The organism is Streptomyces gobiensis (genome assembly GCF_021216675.1).
Taxonomy (GTDB): Bacteria; Actinomycetota; Actinomycetes; order Streptomycetales; family Streptomycetaceae; genus Streptomyces; species Streptomyces gobiensis.
Genome location: NZ_CP086120.1, coordinates 3,161,999 through 3,178,843, shown reverse-complemented (window position 1 = coordinate 3,178,843; position 16,845 = coordinate 3,161,999). Strand labels below are relative to the sequence as shown.

Below are 16,845 nucleotides of genomic sequence, written 5' to 3'. Positions count from 1 at the left end.
AAGATCACCTGGACGTTATCGAAGGGTGACCCGTCTTCGCAGCTCAGAACCCGCTCATCACACAAAGTACACGGTTCATCACTGCTTCGTTGGTCGAGTAGCCCCAAAGTAGTCAGGTGCGTCGATCGGGTCGAAGCGGATCGTCGCCCCGGTATATGGTGCGTCGATCATGTAGCCGCCGCCCACGTATATCCCCACATGGTGGATGGACCGCGAGTCCTCCAGGTCGTACGCGAAGAAGACCAGATCCCCCGGCAGCAGCTCATCCCGCTTGGGATGCGGACCCGAGTTCCACTGATCGTTGGCGACCCGCGGCAGCTCGATCCCCACCGACTCATACGCCGCCTTCGTCAGCCCCGAGCAGTCAAACCGCCCGTCGTCCTCGGGCCCACCGTTCCCGCCCCACTTGTACGGCGTGCCGAGCTTCTGCTGTGCGTAGTAGATCGCCCCGGCTGCCTGCTTCGACGGGGACACCCGCCCCTTCGGCGCGGCGAAGCTCTGCTCCATCTTCCGGATGACGGAGACGTAGTTCCGCGTCTCCCGGTACGGCGGCACCCCGCCGTACTTGATGACCGCATATGACCCGGCGTTGTAGGCCGCCAGCATGTTGTCGGTCGTATCGCCCGGTACGTCCTTCACATACTTCGCCAGCTTGCAGTTGTACGAGGCCGCCGACGGAATCGCGTCCGCCGGGTCCCATACGTTGGCCTTGCCGTCGCCATTGGCGTCCAGCCCGTGCGTCGCCCAGGTGCCCGGGATGAACTGGGCTATGCCCTGCGCTTCAGCGTGCGACTGTGCCCTGGGGTTCCAGCCGCTCTCCTGGTACAACTGGGCGGCGAGCAATGCCGGGTTGACCGCCGGGCACAGGTTCCCCCACTTCTGCACCAGCCCCGCGTACTGCGCGGGCACCGCGTTCTTCGCCAACGCGACGGTTCTGCCCCCGCCGCCCAGAAACGCCGCAGCGCTGTACGTACCGACGACCAGCAGCCCCATAAAGGCCACCACCAGCCCTAACCCAACCCCAGCCGCAACCCAACCCTTCCGCACCCACCAATCCTCCCACGCCTGTTGTGGGCAGTCGCCCGTAGTGTTGTGGGCACTCGGGCCGCCCGAGGGGCGGTACGGGTGGGCACAACACCGGGCCACCGTCCCGCACCGGGCCACCCCCGGGGCCCCGGGGCGAAGCCCCGGTTTCCGGGAAGGGGCGGGATACGGGGACACCCACCCACAGCACCCCGCAGCCGGGCGAAGCCCCGCCACGCGGCGAAGCCGCACACCGGCACAGCCGGGAAAGGGCGGGACACGGGAAACCCACCCCGCACCACCCTGCGCACCCCGCACCCGATCGTCTACGGTATGGCCCTCCAGCCACCCCAAGCCGTGGAGCACCCCGTGCACATCGTGAACCCCGCCCTCGATGACTACGTCCTCGCACACTGCACCCCGGCGGACGACATCCTCCGGGACCTGGCCGAGGAGACCCGCAAGGCTCTCCCCGAGCACACCGTCATGCAGATCTCCCACGACGAGGGCACGTTCCTCACGATGCTGACCCAGCTCACCGGCGCCCAACTGGCCGTAGAGGTCGGCACCTTCACCGGCTACTCATCCATCTGCATCGCCCGGGGTCTGGCCAAGGACGGTCAGCTGATCGCCTGCGATGTCAGCGAGGAGTGGACGTCCATCGCCCGGCGCTACTGGGACCGCGCGGGCGTCGCCGACCGGATCGACCTCCGTATCGCCCCGGCCGCGGACACGCTGCGCGCCCTCCCCACGGAAGAGACCATCGACTTCGCCTTTATCGACGCGGACAAGACCGGCTACCCGGTCTACTACGAGGAGTTGGTGAGCCGTCTCCGTCCGGGCGGCATCATCGCCTTGGACAATGTCCTGCGCGAAGGCCGTGTCATCGACCCCGCCTGCCAGGACGACGCCGATGCCGCCATCCGCGCGGTCAACGACACCGTCACCGCCGACCCCCGGGTCACCTCGGTGATGCTCCCCATCCGTGACGGCGTCACCCTGGCCCGTAAGCGGGTCAGTTCATAACGCGCTCCGGCAGAAGCATGGCAGAATCCGATGAGCAGCGAGCTACGACCAGCTCTCCCACAACCACCAACCACGGGGCGGTGAGTTCACATGTTCCTGGCAGCCGACAAAGGCGATATCGGCACCATCATCAACGGCATCGCCCCCGACTGGGGCCCCTTCGGCGAACTCGGGCGTGAGGCACGCGTGATGATCGAGGTCGTCATGGCCGTCGCCATCCTCATCTGCCTCGCCATCGCCATCTGGGGCGCGGCCAAGCAGCGCATCGGGGCCACCGCCCTCCGCGACACCTTCAGCGCGGAGCAGGGCAAGGGCCTGATCATCGCGGGGCTTACCGGCGTCTTCATCATCGGCTCGCTCGGGACGCTCTTCACCATCGTCTACGGCATGTCCGTCTGACCTGCCTCTAGGCTGACCTTATGAGTAACTGGAACGATCTCAACTGGATCCGGGCGTCGGACAACCCCGACGAAGAGTGCATCGAGGTCGCGGCCGGAGAGGGCGACCTGATCCACATCCGCCAGACCGACGACCCGGAGAACGTCGTCACCACTACCCAGGCCAAGTGGAAGGCCTTCGTCCTGGGAGTGCAGAACGACGAGTTCGACCACTTCGTCGAAGGGATCGAAGGGATCGAAGGGGCCGAAGGAGCCCAGGAAGCCGAGGAAGCCGGGAGCAAGCCCTAGCCGTCTCCCTTATCCGTTATATCTTCCGCCCACACCTGCGACAGGGGCTGCGGCCCCACATACTGCTGGCATCTGCACATCCCCGGCTCGTACGCCAGCGGCTTGTGGTCCGCGTCCCACCCCGTCGGCACCTCCACCACCGCATGGCACATGCCCTGCTTGTCGTGGATCGCAAGGTGGTGTGTGCAGCCGCACACCGGCTCGGGCGGCTCGGGCGGTCTGCTCGCCTCCGCCAGCTCCCGTACGCGACGCTCGTCCGCCCGGATCAGCGCGAGTCTCCGCTCGTGCCGCGTGCGCAGCGCTTCCCGGAGGTTCTCCACCAGCCAGGCACCGCCGCCGCACAGAATGAAGATCACTAGGAGCACGAACCAGAAGCCCATCGCCCGGCACCTCCCTAGCGCGCCGCGTGCGTCTCCCCCGAGGATACGTCCGGCGACCGCACAGGCGCCGGGGTCAGTCCCGGCGGGCACGGATTACGCGGGCAGCCAGCCGAGGCTGTCCACGGCGACGAGGACCGGCGGCACCAGGCCGGTCAGGAGCCAGGGGGACAGGAACCGCCAGCGGACGATCACCCGTGCGCCGCCCACGGCGATGATTCCCCAAAGGGCGGAGCCAATGACGATATCGATGTTGCTCCGCAAGCGTTCAGGTCCCTGCTCCTCGGAGCTCCATCCAGTCATAGCGCCCAGCGCGAGAGAAAGAGACATAAAGACAATAAAGAAGCCCGCTCCGAGCACCATTCTCTGAGTTCTCGCTGGTTCTGGCTTTTGCTGCATCATGCTCTCCGAAAGGCGTATGGCTCAGCGCGGTGGTCTGGTCCCTCATCCCAGTGGACCTCTCCAACGCTCTGAGCTCTGACTACTGCTCTACGGAGAGAAGCTGTTCTTCCGTCGCGCGGAACGCCAACGCGGACCGGACGCGGACGCGGACCCGGGTCCGGACCGGGGACGTCCACCGGGCAGCGCAGCGCAGCGTCGGGGGGCAGGCGTTCTCCCGGCCCGACAGCCGAACCAGCCCAGCGCGCGGTCCGACTGGCCCAGACCGACTGCGGCCGAGGCCGCCCGCCATAAAGCCAGTTGGCGGTCGTTGACCCAGCGCGCGGCGGCCAGCCGAAGGCCCGGGGGGTCCGCCGAACCGCACCCGTGGCGGCGGCCACCGTGAACAACCGGGCGCGGGTCGCGAGCCCGTCGCAGCGGGGCCTCCTTGCACAGATCAGCGACCAGCCGCCGCAGATCGGTGTCCGCAAGCCGAAGCGTGGCCTGCGGCAGACCCGGCGGGAGCGGGAGCACAGCGTACGCACTGGCTCTCAGACAATGGGGGACCGGCCCAGCCCTGCTCCCCTCCCCCGGCTACTTGGTGATCTTGGTGACCCGGCCGGCGCCCACGGTCCGGCCGCCCTCACGGATGGCGAACTTCAGGCCCTCCTCCATGGCGATCGGCGCGATGAGCTCGACGTTCATCGTGGTGTTGTCGCCCGGCATGACCATCTCGGTGCCCTCGGGGAGGGTCACCACGCCGGTCACATCGGTGGTACGGAAGTAGAACTGGGGGCGGTAGTTGTTGAAGAACGGGGTGTGGCGGCCGCCCTCGTCCTTCGACAGGATGTACGCCTGCGCCTCGAAGTTCGTGTGCGGGGTGACCGAGCCCGGCTTGGCGATGACCTGGCCGCGCTCGACGTCCTCACGCTTGATGCCACGGAGCAGCAGACCGACGTTCTCACCGGCCCGGCCCTCATCGAGCAGCTTACGGAACATCTCGATGCCGGTGACCGTCGTCTTGTGCGTCTCCTTGATGCCGACGATCTCGACTTCCGCGTTCACATTGAGGATGCCGCGCTCGATCCGGCCGGTGACGACCGTGCCGCGACCGGTGATGGTGAAGACATCCTCAATCGGCATCAGGAAGGGCTTGTCGACGTCACGGCTGGGTTCGGGGATGGCTGCGTCGACGGCCCTCATCAGCTCAAGGATCTTCGCTCCCCATTCCCTGTCACCCTCGAGCGCCTTGAGCGCGGAGACTCTGAGGACCGGGAGCTCGTCGCCGGGGAACTCGTACTCGTTCAGAAGCTCGCGGACCTCGAGCTCAACGAGCTCCAGGATCTCCTCGTCGTCCACCATGTCGGCCTTGTTCAGGGCGACCACGATGTACGGCACGCCGACCTGGCGGGCCAGGAGCACATGCTCCTTGGTCTGCGGCATCGGACCATCGGTCGCGGCGACCACGAGGATCGCGCCGTCCATCTGGGCGGCACCGGTGATCATGTTTTTGACGTAGTCCGCGTGACCGGGACAGTCAACGTGCGCGTAGTGACGGTTCTCCGTCTGGTACTCGACATGCGCGATGGAGATGGTGATACCGCGCTGCTTCTCCTCCGGCGCCTTGTCGATCTCGTCGAACGGCGTGAAGGGGTTCAGGTCCGGAAACGCCTCGTGCAGCACCTTGGTGATAGCCGCCGTCAGGGTGGTCTTGCCATGGTCGATATGGCCGATGGTGCCGATGTTGACGTGCGGTTTCGTCCGCTCGAACTTTGCCTTCGCCACTGGGGTCCTCCTCCGGAACAGCCACTCATCTGGGGCGGCGTAGCTCAAAGTAACCGTATAACTACTGGAGCGGTACGCCACTCGGCGGCGCACCCGGACGCACTTGACTTCAACTTTAGTTGAAGTCCTACGATCCCACCGGTCCGGCCAGCCCGTACGCGCCCTGACCCGGTGCCCGGCGGCAGCCTCCCTCCCCTACGGGGCGGAGGTGGTGTCCGGGACCTCACCGCACCCCGCACCTTCGCCCAGTGGGCCGCCGAGCACGCCGAGGCGTTCCGCCAGCTGATGGGCCCGCAGCAGCCCCAGTAATCAACAAGGCGCCCGCAATCACCAAGGCGCCCGCCAACTCTCGGCCTGTTTCCCGATGTTGAATTTCCCCTACGGCCTTCTTGCCGTATTAATACGGACTTTGACGCGATACCATTCTCTTCATCACTTATGCCGCCACCATCGCCGATGGTGGCAAGGCCCGTGACGAGGGGGAGAGCGTGCCAGACCACCACGACCACGATTCCAACAGCACGCACACCACTCGCCGTGGCTTTCTGGGCCTCACCAGCAGGGCGCTTGCCGTGGCCACCGGGGCGGCGGCCCTTCCCACCGTCTGCTTCAGCCCGGCCTACGCGGCCGACCCGGACGAGCTGCCGACCGTGCCCCTTGCGGAAAGGGGCAGCCTGGTGATGCCGCGCTTCATCAGCCGCCCTCAGTGGCGTGCCCGCTCCCCGAAGAGGCGCTCCACCCGGATCTACCCGGCACGAGGCGGCGTCGCCGTCCATCACCTCGGGCCCAAACGCTTCGCCGCCAGCAAACACTCCTTTTGCCCCGCGCAAGTGCGTGGCATCCAGAACACCCATATGGACGACAGGGGCTGGGACGACATCGCCTACACCTATCTGGTCTGCGTCCATGGCTATGTCTTCGAAGGGCGCGGCGTGGGAATCAGGACCGCCGCGAACGGCACGAACGACGGCAATGACCGCTACTACGCGGTGTGCGGGCTGGTCGGCGGCGGCAGCGCCTACGACCCGATCACCGACCAGCTCATTCAGGGCTTCCGCAACGCGATCGCGCACCTGCGCAGCGTGGGGAACGCGGGAACGTCGATCACGGGGCACAAGACGTTTATGGCAACGGAGTGCCCCGGGAAGCTGAGCGCCTATCTGTCCGCCATGCGGCCTGGCTGAGACGGCGGCACCGTTGACCACCGCCGGGTGGGCGCGGAGAGTGAGAGACGTCAGTTTCGCACTGAAGGGACTGAAGGGGAGGGTTCATGACCAATCGCATCGACCAGCCGCGAGAGCTGGACCTGGTCGGCAACCCGGTGCAGGTGGCCGGTGTCGGCGTCGGCTTCGAGGCCACCTTGCAGTACCGCATCACCGAAGGCCATGACGAGGTGACCGGGCACTTCATGGTCGGCGGCGGCACCGGCGAGCACGGGCAGTTCCAGCTGGAGGTCGACGTCAGCCGCGCGGCCTTCCGGCTCGACCGGCTGTTCATCCAGATCTTCGAGTTCAGCGCCGATGACGGCAGCGAGATCAACAAGGTGACCGTGCCCGCGATCTACGGACCCGGGATCGTGCCCGGCTACATCGGCTACCGCGAGCACGTGGTGGCGCCGGGCGACACCCTGTCGGCCATCGCCAGGCAGCACTACGAAGACGCCACCCTCTACCCACGGATCGTACGGGCCAATCCAGCCCAGATCAGCGACCCTGACCGGATCTTCCCCGGCCAGATCCTGCGGGTACCGATCGGCGCCTGACCGGCCCCGGTCAGAGCCGGCGCACCCGTCCGGCCAGCCAGTGCCCAACCAACAGGTAAATCACGGCGGGCAGTCCGTAATTAAGGAGGACCCGCTGCCAGTCGCTTTCCATGGTGAAGATGTCCTGAGACCACCAGGCGAGCCAGTCGGCCACGCTCTGTACAAAGCTGACGAATGCGTTCTCCTGGTTGGCGTTAAGCAGGTACAGCAAGATCCACAGGCCTAGGAATCCTGCGGCGATGTCCGCGATCGTGCGGATGACCGTGGCTGCCCCGTTTGTCACGGCGCCGCGCCGACTCCGGCCGTGTCGTGCGTTTGGGGGTATGGGTTCATGGGCGTTGCTCACGTTTCTTTGGTTACCTGAAGCGAGCCCGCGAAACCTTTTTCGCACCGGTGGTTTCGAGCATGCCCTCCGGGAATTCAGCGCTTTTCAGCCCTGCTCTGCCTAAGTCGGATTTGCCGTCAGAGCGAGCCATCGGTGGAAGTCCCTGCGAAATCCGGCGAGCCGCCGAGCCCATCGCGGTGGGACCAGAGGGTGGCGGAGATACGGGCGAGCAGACGGGCGGCCGGGTCGCCGGTGGCCTGCCCCGTAGCGAGGGGACCCGTATAGCAGACGGCGATGACATAGGGCGGGGCATCCGGGGGACGGACGATCCCGGCGCTGTGCCGGACCCCGGGGACCCAGCCGTTCTTGAACGCGATCCATGTCCCCGGCGGCAGACCGGCCGCCAGATCGACCCGGTGCGCATTCTCGGCCAGCAGCTCCAGCAGGTCACCCGGCAGCCAGCACAGCAGGCGGGCAAGATCGGCGGCGGTCACCAGGTTGGTGACCCCGGCGGCGCGAGCGGCGAAGTCCTGGATTCCGCGCCTGGTGCTGCTGTGCCGGGCCCCGGCCAGCCGCCATACCTCCGCGACGGCGTCAAGGCCCACATGGGCCAGGCAGTGGTTCGCGGCGAGGTCCGAGGAGTGCACGACCATCTGCCGCGCCAGCCAACGCAGTGACGCACGTTCCCCCACCAGCCGCCACGTACCGGGATCGATCTCCCAGTCCGGAACGATGCCATACGCGGGCCCCGGAACGGCCGAGAAGAACGAATTCCGCACCGGCACCGGCGCGTCAAGATCCAGACCGCTTCGGTACAGGGCCGCGAGCACCGCGACCTTCATGGTGCTCGCTGCGTAGTGGGGAAGATCCGCATTACGGCTGACGCAGGCGTCCGCGCCCAGCCGGGCGGCGTAGACGGACAGCATGCCACTGAGGCTACCCAGCCGGGGCACGCGCTCAAGCGGACCCGGGAAGCGGCGGTCCCGTCCCCCGACGCGGGACCGCCCGGTCTTCGAGAACAGCTAGCCCTCCTTGATGCTCCTGGGGTCCTCGCACACCCCCAGCGGCCGGGCCTTGTTGGGGTTGTAGTGCAGACCCTCCGGGCAGTAGGTGAGCCACAGCTGCTCATCCACACAGGAGAGGTACGCCCTGCGGTCATACGGATGGGCGACGTTCTGGTCCGGCATGCCCTTACAGGGACTCTCGGACGACTCGGCCGCCTGAGCGGAAGCGGGGGCCACCGTCAGGCAGGCGGCTACAGCGGCGGTGGCCACAAGAGCGCTCTTCAGCGCGCGGTGAACAATCATGCCGTCGTCAACGAGCGACGGCCACCAAGGTGCTGGCCAAGGGGGCGGACGCTACGCCAGGTGGGCGCACGAGGCCGACTTATGAGAACACACCATGGAGATGCGATAGCATCGCATCGTGACCGCAAAGAATCCTAAGAAGCCGATCTCCGTCACTCTCGACACAGAGGTGCTCGACGAGCTTCAGCGCCTAGTCCAGCAAGGCGAGTCCGCATCTCTCTCCGCCGTGATCAACGAGACCTTGCGTCACCGTCTGGAGCGCAGACGGCAGGCCGAGCGAGCACGTGCGTATATCGAGGAGAACTTCCTTGGGGGTCAGACGCTGACCGATGAAGAGATTGTCGAGGCACGCGGGATGCTCGCAGCGAACAAGGCCCGAACCGCTGCCCGCCGCGGCTCCGGAGCTTCCGCAGCGTGAGCGGCGGCATCGTCTTCGACCATCACTCACTGCTCACGGTCGGGCAGGGTAACCGCCAGCTGTCAGGTTTCATCGTGGCCGCGCACGAGGACCCGCTCTACGTCGTCACCGTTCCCGCGCTCTGCCTGGCAGAAGCCACCCGGCAACGCCCAGGGATCTCTGCCCACTTCGCCCAGCTGCCCGCCGTGGAGATCGCAGGTGTCGACAGAATATCCGCTGACGCCATGGGGCGCATCGCCGCAACACTCTTCCCGGAAGAGGGGTGGCCCGTCCTCCATGCCGTCGCCACCAGCATCACAGCGGGGTGGGAGATCGCTACGACGAGGCCACAGTCATACAAAGGCTTCGGAGTCCCGGTCATGCCGGTGAACACCCTCTGACCGCCCACCTACCGAGAGCGCCTGCTACTTCACTGTGTACTGGCAGCCCTTCTCGGACTCACCGCCCTGGTTGTCCGCGACCTTCTTTCCGTCGACCTTGATGACGCACGGCGCGGCCTTGAACTGCCCGTCGGAACCCTGCACCGGACCGGGCACGATGGACACCGGAATCCCGACCTTCAGCTGCACACCCTCCAGGGTGACCTGGGTCGTCTTCTTCCACGGGAGGGTCACCTGCTCGGACTTGGTGGTACCAGCCACGTAGAAGACCTGGGTCTTCCCGTCGCCCTGGACCTCCAGGGTCACCTCGCGCGTCTCTTTCCCGCCCCGTGCGTCGTCAGCCGTCGACTCCACGGGCGACTTGGCGGTGTCGTCCTTCTTACCGGCGCTGTCCTCATCCGCACCGCCGCCGCACCCCGTCAACAACGCGGCCACCACGACCAGAGCTATTCCGCCAACCGTCTTACGCATGCTTCCCCCTCACGCCAAACCCAGCCCAGGCACCTCACCAAGGCCGAACCGCAAATCATAGTGCGGTGCCATCCGCTTCCCCCCAAGGAGGACCCCCGCGTCGCAGGTCGTCGTTGGCTGAGGGAGCCCACCGTCGTGTCCGAATACGTGTGGCATTCTCCTTAGCGGTGCTGGTAGTTGTGTAGCGTCACGGGTGGCTTGTGCGTCTCCTGATACGACGAGACCGCCTGCGCAGTCCACGGGGAGGGGCTGTCGGGCGTGAAGTTCGATATGGGGAATCAGCCTCTGCCGACGCTGATGAAGCAGTCGCGATGCCGGATCGTCGGTGCGCGGGCGGGCAAGTCCCTGACCGGGGCCCGGGGCCCGGACGTGGAAGAGATCACGAAGGCACAGGCGGAGAAGGGGTAGGGGCGGGGGCGTGGCCGAAGAGGTCAAGGAGCAGGTGGACCCGTCCGGGATACCGGAGTTCACTGGGAATCTGGAGCAGCTGGAAAAGGACATTGCCGGGCTGAAGAAGGACGCGTCCGCGATCCGGGAGACCGGTACGGGGATCCACTCCAGCTTCCAGGGCCTGTCGGCGTTCTACGACGCACCGGAGGCGGAGCAGCTGTTCGCCACCACCAAGCCGGTGCGGGAGAAGGCCGACGGTTTCGCCGGTGATCTGGAGAAGGTCACCGCCGCGCTGAGCTGCTACGCGACCGAGGCCCGCCCGCTGATCGCGAAGCTGGCGCGGCTCAAAGACAAAGCCAGAACGTTCGTCGGCTCCCTCCAGGGTGATGAGGACTGGAAGGAAGACAGCACCAAGGTCGACTTCAACAACGCCCTCGTCCGCGAGATCTCCGCGACGGTCGCCCAGTTCTGGGAAGCCGAACGCCGCGCCGCCAACAAGATCACCGCGCTGGTAGGCGGCACCCAGTGGACCGTCGGTGACGGTTCTGAGGGCAAGAACATGTACGGCCTCAGTGTCGAGGACATGAAGAAGGCCGGGGAGACGCCGTGGGGCAGTGCGGTGGAGCAGGAGTACCCGCTGTGGCGGCTGGACCAGCACGTCAAGAGTTTCGTGTGGGACGGCGTCATCGTCGACGGGATCTGGGGCACCCTGAAGGGCCTGGGCACGCTGGTCAACCCCTGGAGTGACGGCTTCGCCGACGCGTGGAAGGGCCTGGGGCAGCTGGCCACCGGGCTGGCCATGACCTCCGGCCTGGGCGCGCTCACCTACGAGCTGATGCCCGACGGCCCGGTCCGGGACTGGATGACCCAGTCACGCCAGACCACCAAGCAGGTCGGCAAGGAACTGGTGGCCTGGGACATGTGGAGCGAAAACCCGGCCCGCGCGGCCGGGCTGGTCTCCTTCAACGCGGTCACCACCCTCGCCAGCGGCGGCGCCGGCACCGCCGCCAAAGCCGGCACCGCAGGCAAAGTCCTCACCGCCGCCAGCAAAGCCGGCACCGTCATCGACCCCATGACCTACCTCGGCAAAGGCATCGGCACCAGCATCAAAGCCCTCCCGAAGATCACCGACATCACCACCGGCCTGAAGAACCTCACCTCCGTCCAAGCCCTCGAACTCCCCGACGGCACCCTCCGCCTCCCCAACGGCCACACCATCACCCCCAACACACCCCTCCACGACATCAACCTCCCCCCAGGCAAATCCACCATCGACCTCCCCGGCGGCACCACGACAGGCGTGCCCAAGGGCTCGGTCATGACCGCCGACAACACCTTCCTCACCCCCAACGGCGACCTGATCGACTCCACCGGCACCCTCAAACAACCCGCCAACGACGCCCCCACCGAACTCCCCGCCACCGACCGCACCCCCGACAGCACCGGCACGGCCGTCCCCCGACGTGAACCCGCCCTGACTGGCGCCCACAACACCCCTGCCAACACAAATGCCCACGCCGACGGCAACACCCCAAGCCCGGGCGGCGCAGCCCCCGACACACCAACCGCCTCCAACACCCGTACCGAGCCGACCGGCGCAGGCGGCACCACCCACGCCACGGACGACGGCACCCTGCCAGACGCGACCGGCCGTGATGTCACAACGGGCCCTAACGCGGGCAGCGACCTCCCGGACAATTCTGTAGGTGTAGACAGGCAAAGCGGTAATGGAAGCTCGGATCTACCGGAAGTCAGAGACCAGACAGGGGATTCGGCTAGCGCGAATGGCAACCATGCACCTGATAGTGCTGGATTTGACTACGGCACCAATGGCGTTGCCGGGCATGACCTGTTTGATGGTTTGGGTACTCGCCGAGACCAGGCAGCCCGTCTTTCGCCGGACTCAGAGATCGCCGCTCCACCGAAGGAGAGTGGAGATATCGTCCTTGAGACTGGTGATCCCGTTTACTTCAGAGACCGGTCTACCGCGATCGGGTATGACTCGAGCACGCTTTCAAATTACGACAACGTGAAGCCTCTGGACGGGCATCACGACGTTGTGGTCCACGGGAACAACAAGGGATATTTTGAGCCGGGTCGGGTTAACGCCGCAGGAAAAGGATTTCCCGCAGGAGATACTCACCCCAATCACATCGCGGATGCTATCCGCAACAACCCCAACTACACTGGGGGGCCGGTGAGGCTTGTATCATGCCACTCGGGGACAGTGGCGGCTCATTTGGCAGACACTTCCGTACCAGCAGCTCAAGCCCTAGCCAATGAGCTTAGCGTTCCAGTCAAGGCACCTACCAATAAGGTAGGAACATACAAAAGTGGCGGCACCGGGCAAGAGCCTGTCATATTCGGCGGCGGCTACTGGCGAACCTTCCTACCAGTGCTCACCTGAGGCTCAAAGAGGAGCTAAGAAATGAAAATCGCTGGATTCTATCAAGAATTTTGGGAAGACAAGGTCGGGACATCTGCAGGGAGCATCAAAGACTTCCTGCAAGCAGACCCGATTCCTGACGAGGAAGATGTGCGACGGTACCTAGACGAGGGGTACGAGCTCTGGAGCATCATGGGCGCAGTAGGGGACGTCCTCGGCTCGGAGAAGCGATTGCTAGGCGGAGATTCAATCTTCACTGATGGCGAGTGGGTATGGCGCGGCGACCTGTGGTTCTATCTCACTAGGTACCACGTGCAACTCCCAGAGGACTTCCTGTCACGAATTCGAGGATTCAGCTATTCCATGCCACCAGTCGAGAAGGGTCGACTTGACAGCCTGGCAAGCGAGGTTGCTGAACTCCTGTGACCGACAAACCATTGCGCGCGGTGCTGAGTCTCGCGGGCCTGAACCTCAGCGGAGCTGATATTTCTCAGGGCTTTCACCAAGGCTGAGTGGCAATGTCCTCATTGGTATACTTTCACAAACTTTCCGAATGTGATATCGAAGTTCGTTACGCTTTCGGAGACGATCCCAGCAGGATGCTGCGCACTCTATCGGTCAGCAAGGCGAGTGGCCGAGCAGAGCCCGACGACGGGCCTACGGATCACCCGTTTCTCAAAGCCTTCTACAAGATTAGTTCAGTGAGGCGAGAGAAGGGAGAGTGGCCTGAGAAGGGGATGAGCGCCAGCTAGTACCTGGCATTCACCGTTACTCATCTGTGTCGAAGAGGCCAGCCGGGCTGTGGTTTCAGCGCCGAGAGCTACCCAATGAGCATGAGACTATTTCAATGATGTACAACCTCATTCTGGCTCATCCCCGGCTCGGCGAGCTTGATGACCCGTTCCAACCCTTGATCATGCTTTATAAGTGGGGAGGCGGATTCACGGTGGAGAATGAATATGGCCGCATCAGCATTAACGGTGGCCCTCGGCAAAGGTATCGAGGAGTTCTTCGGTATCGGTCGTGGAGTTCGGGCGCCATGCGTTGATGGCCCGTGCGGCTTCAGTAAGGGTCTGTATACGCAGAGTGCGTTCGATGTAGGCGGAGAGGTCTCCACCTGATGCCTTCCTCGCGCTGGCCAGAATGTCGGCGGTGAGGGTGATCGTGACCCGTTCCTTCGCGGACATGCCAGCCACCGTACGCTCCGCATGACGGCCCGTGTATCTCCTTCTTGCCCTTCACCGGAAAGTGAACGGTTCTCGCGCTGGCATGGGTGGCTCGGCTATCAACAGGGCAGCGAAGCAGGGGACTTCGCTGGCCCTGCCCAGCGCCCTCAGCTCGAGAGCTCAGCCGCCCAGCAGGACAGCGGAGGACGGGGCGAGTTCAGCTGTCCAGCAGGAGGGAGGTGTCCAGGGCGGGGAACGGCGCGGGGAGGGGGAGCGGGTAGCCGAGGTGGACCTTGGTCTTGGTGGCGTAGTGGGCCTTGGCTGAGTCGGCGCCGGGGACCGGGTCGGAGAACGCGTACGCTGTGCGCTCCTCGCGGTGGATGAGTACGTAGACGGGCACCCCGGCGGCAGCGTAGCTGCGGTACTTGAGGCCGGAATCCGTCTCGTGGTCGGTCGAGGTGACCTCCCCGACCAGGGCGACCAGTTCGATGGAGTACCACCCCTTGTGGGCCGTCCGGTAGGCCTCGTCAACCTCGTTGGGCCTGCGATGCAGGACGTAGAAGTCGGGGATGGTCAGCGAGTGCGTGGACTCACCGTTGAGGCTGATCCGGTAACCGTTGCCGAAGCCGACGAGCGGCACATCCGCTGTGCGGAGTTGGTATGCGAGGTCGCAGCGGGTCGCGTTGTGGTGGTCGTCGTACGGCCATGGGGGCACGATCAGCCTCCCCTCGACGAACTCCGGCCGGACAGGCACGTCGGCTACCTCTTCGAAGGCGATCAGCAAATCGATCGGGTCAGTGGTCACGCTCTCACCTTGGTGACGACGGACGGTCCACGTGGGCTCGTTCATGGGGGTTCACCCGGGCGGGTGGTTCTCAGTAGACAACGTTCGCGGTCAGCACACTACCCGCCGCGTTGTAGACGCTGATTGCACCATCCCAGTTGTCTGACTTCCGCTTCTGCCTGGCAGGGTGGTGGCGATAGGCACGTCATCAGAGGAGCGTGGAGCGACGCTGCGCGCTACGTACGGGCAGGGAGGTCAGCATGAGCAGCCAGCCGACCGAGCCGAGTGCTCCGCTCATCCCCATGCCACCGCTGACCCCAGAAGCCCTACGCGCTGCTGTCGCGCAGATCATTCCCAGTCGCCTGCCGGAGCTGAACGCGCACTTGGCACGGGCCGCGACCAGCGCTCAGCACAGCAGTGACATCGGACCGCTCCGGGCCTTCGCAGCCCACTGGGGCACGGTCGTCAACATCGAACGTTGGCCCCAGCGTGCCGCCCGCTTTCACGCCTGTGAAGAAATCGCAGCAGACCCCTTGGCTGATCCTCAGGAAGCCCGAGCGGCTGCGAGTGGGGTCGGAGAGATCCTTCGGGCCCTGGGTACGTAGACCAGCTGGTCGACTCCTGCTGAGAAGCGTAAAACCTCAGCAGTGATCGAGTCTTGGCTTGCGCCGACGCCCTCCAGAGGGGATGAGTCGTCCCACCGCATACACCGCCAGCCGGACGGCGAACACTCCGAGGGCGCCACCCAGCGTGTTGAACAGTACGTCGTCGACGTCCACGGTTCGGCCAGCGGCCATGACGAACTGGACGGCCTCGATGACGACGCTGAAGACCAGACACGAACCGATCAGAGCCAACGGCGGCCACCTTGGGGCCGAGAAGGCCAGCAGCGCCGCCAAGGAAACGAACATGGCGGCGTTGGCTGCCTGTTGGCGGAGAAGCATGTCCCGCTCTTCCGGAAAAAGGCCGTAGCCATTTCCGCCGGATTCCCATAGGCCTCCACCGGGGACCCAAGAGATGTCATAGCCGCCGGTACCCAGTGGCTGTGTCGGTGTGATGGTAGCCATGAGGACGAGAACGGCCCAGGCCGCCAGCAGCACTCTTGCCGTCAACACCGCTCGACCGCCGTCCTCGCGGCCGTACCACCACGCGCCGAGCGCAGCCAGCCCTACGATCGCCGCAACGAACAAGGCCGCTGTTGTGGGGCTGAGGTACAGAACAACTTTCCACATGGAGTACTTCCCCGTTGGCCCAACGGCTCTGAGACGCGTAGCCGTTGGACCTGCCGAAACGGTGGGCGAACCGGGCATGCAGCAGGTGTCCACTCCTCGAGCACAACAGCCGCGGGAAGCATTTGATCAAGATCTGAGGCGGAATCATGGCTTCCGTCACATTCGTGATCGGAAATGAATGATCGAATAGTTCTCGGGCGCATGAGGAGAGGGGCGGTCACTGCGCGCAAGACACTTCGAGTGGCGGTCGTTTCGACAGCCACACTGTCCGCCGTCTTCCTCCTGGTGCATCCAGCACTCGCCTGGTCGAGCTACCTCCCCGGTGCCCGAGTGGGCAGTTCGGCGAAGTTCACCGCTTGTTTCAACGGGTCGACCTCGAAGTTCAACTGCTCCGAATTCTCCGGTGACCGAGCGTACTTCCGCATCGACAAGATCAGTGGCGTGGAGCGCGCCCACATGCTGAACGTCAGCACAGTCAGTGTTTCAGAATAGAAAGGAGCCCATACGTGGCCAGTAGAAAGCAGCGCATCGGCGTGGTCGTCGGTTCTGCGGCTGCCCTCGTCCTCATCGGCGCCCCATCAGCGCTTGCTTACTCCAGCATCATCGACGGAGCCCTCACCGGCTTCGAGTCCAGCCGCTGGAAGTCGGTCGGCGGTTCCTCCGCCGTCCACTTCACCGGCTGCTCCTCGGTCGGTGTCGGCCCGAACCAGAACACCACCCACATATCCCAGTGGAAGGACGTGTTCGGCCCGGACCAGAAGCAGGGGGATTCGGCCCGCTTCTCCAACTGCTTCAAGGGCAGCAGCTACACCTCCAAGACATCCCGCTCTATCACCAGTGGGGCCATAGCCTACTTCCGCATCGACAAGATCAACGGCGAGGTGTCCGGCAGCGGGCTGGATGTCAAAAAGGTCGTCGTCTACGAGTGACCTTCTCTCCCCGGCCTGAG

At 65.1% G+C, this 16,845-nt stretch carries 24 protein-coding genes; 13 read left to right on the top strand and 11 right to left on the bottom strand.

Annotated elements, in window-relative coordinates:
- Positions 1-78: 78 nt before the first annotated feature.
- On the bottom strand, positions 79-993 hold the full coding sequence (locus test1122_RS14810; protein ID WP_422397076.1) for a C40 family peptidase: 915 nt from the start codon (positions 991-993) through the stop codon (positions 79-81).
- 363 nt (positions 994-1,356) lie between these two features.
- On the opposite strand from test1122_RS14810, the gene test1122_RS14805 reads away from it, so the two are divergent.
- The 3 genes from test1122_RS14805 to test1122_RS14795 all read left to right on the top strand — a co-directional run bounded on the left by test1122_RS14805 (position 1,357) and on the right by test1122_RS14795 (position 2,735).
- Entirely contained in the window at positions 1,357-2,049 is a 693-nt protein-coding gene (locus test1122_RS14805) for an O-methyltransferase (protein WP_232269636.1), read from the top strand.
- A 90-nt stretch (positions 2,050-2,139) separates the two neighbouring features.
- Positions 2,140-2,448, top strand: a complete 309-nt coding sequence (locus tag test1122_RS14800) for a hypothetical protein (protein ID WP_232269635.1) — start codon at positions 2,140-2,142, stop codon at positions 2,446-2,448.
- Positions 2,449-2,468: 20 nt separating this feature from the next.
- Positions 2,469-2,735, top strand: a complete 267-nt coding sequence (locus test1122_RS14795; protein ID WP_232269634.1) for a DUF397 domain-containing protein — start codon at positions 2,469-2,471, stop codon at positions 2,733-2,735.
- Here the strand turns inward: test1122_RS14795 and test1122_RS14790 are convergent.
- The 3 genes from test1122_RS14790 to tuf form a co-directional block, all read right to left on the bottom strand.
- The gene (locus test1122_RS14790) at positions 2,732-3,115 is read right to left on the bottom strand and encodes a hypothetical protein (RefSeq protein WP_232269633.1); all 384 of its coding nucleotides are present in this window, start codon (positions 3,113-3,115) and stop codon (positions 2,732-2,734) included. The two genes, test1122_RS14795 and test1122_RS14790, sit on opposite strands and share 4 nt — an antisense overlap.
- A 93-nt stretch (positions 3,116-3,208) precedes the next feature.
- On the bottom strand, positions 3,209-3,415 hold the full coding sequence (locus test1122_RS14785; RefSeq protein WP_232269632.1) for a hypothetical protein: 207 nt from the start codon (positions 3,413-3,415) through the stop codon (positions 3,209-3,211).
- A 669-nt stretch (positions 3,416-4,084) separates the two neighbouring features.
- Positions 4,085-5,275: an elongation factor Tu gene (gene tuf / locus test1122_RS14780; RefSeq protein ID WP_232269631.1), complete on the bottom strand. Its 1,191-nt coding sequence runs from the start codon at positions 5,273-5,275 to the stop codon at positions 4,085-4,087.
- Positions 5,276-5,446: 171 nt separating this feature from the next.
- Between tuf and test1122_RS14775 the strand changes: the two genes are divergently transcribed.
- From test1122_RS14775 to test1122_RS14765, 3 genes are all read left to right on the top strand, one after another.
- Complete coding sequence (locus test1122_RS14775) at positions 5,447-5,584, top strand: hypothetical protein (protein WP_232269630.1); 138 nt, start codon at positions 5,447-5,449, stop codon at positions 5,582-5,584.
- Positions 5,585-5,763: 179 nt separating this feature from the next.
- Positions 5,764-6,459, top strand: coding sequence for a peptidoglycan recognition protein family protein (locus test1122_RS14770; RefSeq protein WP_232269629.1), 696 nt, complete (start codon positions 5,764-5,766; stop codon positions 6,457-6,459).
- A gap of 86 nt (positions 6,460-6,545) precedes the next feature.
- Positions 6,546-7,037, top strand: a complete 492-nt coding sequence (locus test1122_RS14765; RefSeq protein WP_232269628.1) for a Gmad2 immunoglobulin-like domain-containing protein — start codon at positions 6,546-6,548, stop codon at positions 7,035-7,037.
- A 10-nt stretch (positions 7,038-7,047) separates the two neighbouring features.
- Here test1122_RS14765 and test1122_RS14760 read toward each other — a convergent pair whose 3' ends face one another.
- The 3 genes from test1122_RS14760 to test1122_RS14750 form a co-directional block, all read right to left on the bottom strand.
- The gene (locus test1122_RS14760; protein WP_422397075.1) at positions 7,048-7,362 is read right to left on the bottom strand and encodes a hypothetical protein; all 315 of its coding nucleotides are present in this window, start codon (positions 7,360-7,362) and stop codon (positions 7,048-7,050) included.
- A gap of 137 nt (positions 7,363-7,499) precedes the next feature.
- Positions 7,500-8,288, bottom strand: coding sequence for a serine hydrolase (locus test1122_RS14755; RefSeq protein WP_232269626.1), 789 nt, complete (start codon positions 8,286-8,288; stop codon positions 7,500-7,502).
- 96 nt (positions 8,289-8,384) lie between these two features.
- On the bottom strand, positions 8,385-8,669 hold the full coding sequence (locus test1122_RS14750; protein ID WP_232269625.1) for a carbohydrate-binding module family 14 protein: 285 nt from the start codon (positions 8,667-8,669) through the stop codon (positions 8,385-8,387).
- Between the two features lie 118 nt (positions 8,670-8,787).
- Between test1122_RS14750 and test1122_RS14745 the strand changes: the two genes are divergently transcribed.
- Both test1122_RS14745 and test1122_RS14740 read left to right on the top strand, forming a co-directional pair.
- Complete coding sequence (locus tag test1122_RS14745) at positions 8,788-9,087, top strand: ribbon-helix-helix domain-containing protein (protein WP_232269624.1); 300 nt, start codon at positions 8,788-8,790, stop codon at positions 9,085-9,087.
- A complete protein-coding gene (locus tag test1122_RS14740; protein WP_232269623.1) occupies positions 9,084-9,467 on the top strand; it encodes a PIN domain-containing protein in 384 nt (127 codons plus the stop codon). Before test1122_RS14745 ends, test1122_RS14740 begins: the two co-directional genes overlap by 4 nt.
- A 24-nt stretch (positions 9,468-9,491) precedes the next feature.
- On the opposite strand, the gene test1122_RS14735 is transcribed toward test1122_RS14740, so the two are convergent.
- Positions 9,492-9,938 carry a hypothetical protein gene (locus tag test1122_RS14735; RefSeq protein ID WP_232269622.1) on the bottom strand — a complete coding sequence of 149 codons (447 nt, stop codon included), beginning with the start codon at positions 9,936-9,938 and terminating at the stop codon, positions 9,492-9,494.
- Positions 9,939-10,208: 270 nt separating this feature from the next.
- Between test1122_RS14735 and test1122_RS14730 the strand changes: the two genes are divergently transcribed.
- The 3 genes from test1122_RS14730 to test1122_RS14720 are packed head-to-tail and all read left to right on the top strand — an operon-like array spanning position 10,209 to position 13,140.
- Positions 10,209-10,346: a hypothetical protein gene (locus test1122_RS14730; RefSeq protein ID WP_232269621.1), complete on the top strand. Its 138-nt coding sequence runs from the start codon at positions 10,209-10,211 to the stop codon at positions 10,344-10,346.
- A gap of 10 nt (positions 10,347-10,356) precedes the next feature.
- A complete protein-coding gene (locus test1122_RS14725; RefSeq protein WP_232269620.1) occupies positions 10,357-12,735 on the top strand; it encodes a hypothetical protein in 2,379 nt (792 codons plus the stop codon).
- A gap of 21 nt (positions 12,736-12,756) precedes the next feature.
- Positions 12,757-13,140, top strand: a complete 384-nt coding sequence (locus tag test1122_RS14720; RefSeq protein ID WP_232269619.1) for a hypothetical protein — start codon at positions 12,757-12,759, stop codon at positions 13,138-13,140.
- Between the two features lie 548 nt (positions 13,141-13,688).
- Here the strand turns inward: test1122_RS14720 and test1122_RS14715 are convergent.
- From test1122_RS14715 to test1122_RS14705, 3 genes are all read right to left on the bottom strand, one after another.
- Complete coding sequence (locus test1122_RS14715) at positions 13,689-13,901, bottom strand: hypothetical protein (protein ID WP_232269618.1); 213 nt, start codon at positions 13,899-13,901, stop codon at positions 13,689-13,691.
- A 196-nt stretch (positions 13,902-14,097) separates the two neighbouring features.
- On the bottom strand, positions 14,098-14,685 hold the full coding sequence (locus tag test1122_RS14710) for a Uma2 family endonuclease (protein ID WP_232269617.1): 588 nt from the start codon (positions 14,683-14,685) through the stop codon (positions 14,098-14,100).
- A 620-nt stretch (positions 14,686-15,305) separates the two neighbouring features.
- Entirely contained in the window at positions 15,306-15,896 is a 591-nt protein-coding gene (locus test1122_RS14705; RefSeq protein ID WP_232269616.1) for a VanZ family protein, read from the bottom strand.
- A gap of 240 nt (positions 15,897-16,136) precedes the next feature.
- Between test1122_RS14705 and test1122_RS14700 the strand changes: the two genes are divergently transcribed.
- On the top strand, positions 16,137-16,388 hold the full coding sequence (locus test1122_RS14700; protein WP_232269615.1) for a hypothetical protein: 252 nt from the start codon (positions 16,137-16,139) through the stop codon (positions 16,386-16,388).
- A gap of 14 nt (positions 16,389-16,402) precedes the next feature.
- Entirely contained in the window at positions 16,403-16,825 is a 423-nt protein-coding gene (locus tag test1122_RS14695; RefSeq protein WP_232269614.1) for a hypothetical protein, read from the top strand.
- Positions 16,826-16,845 lie beyond the last annotated feature (20 nt).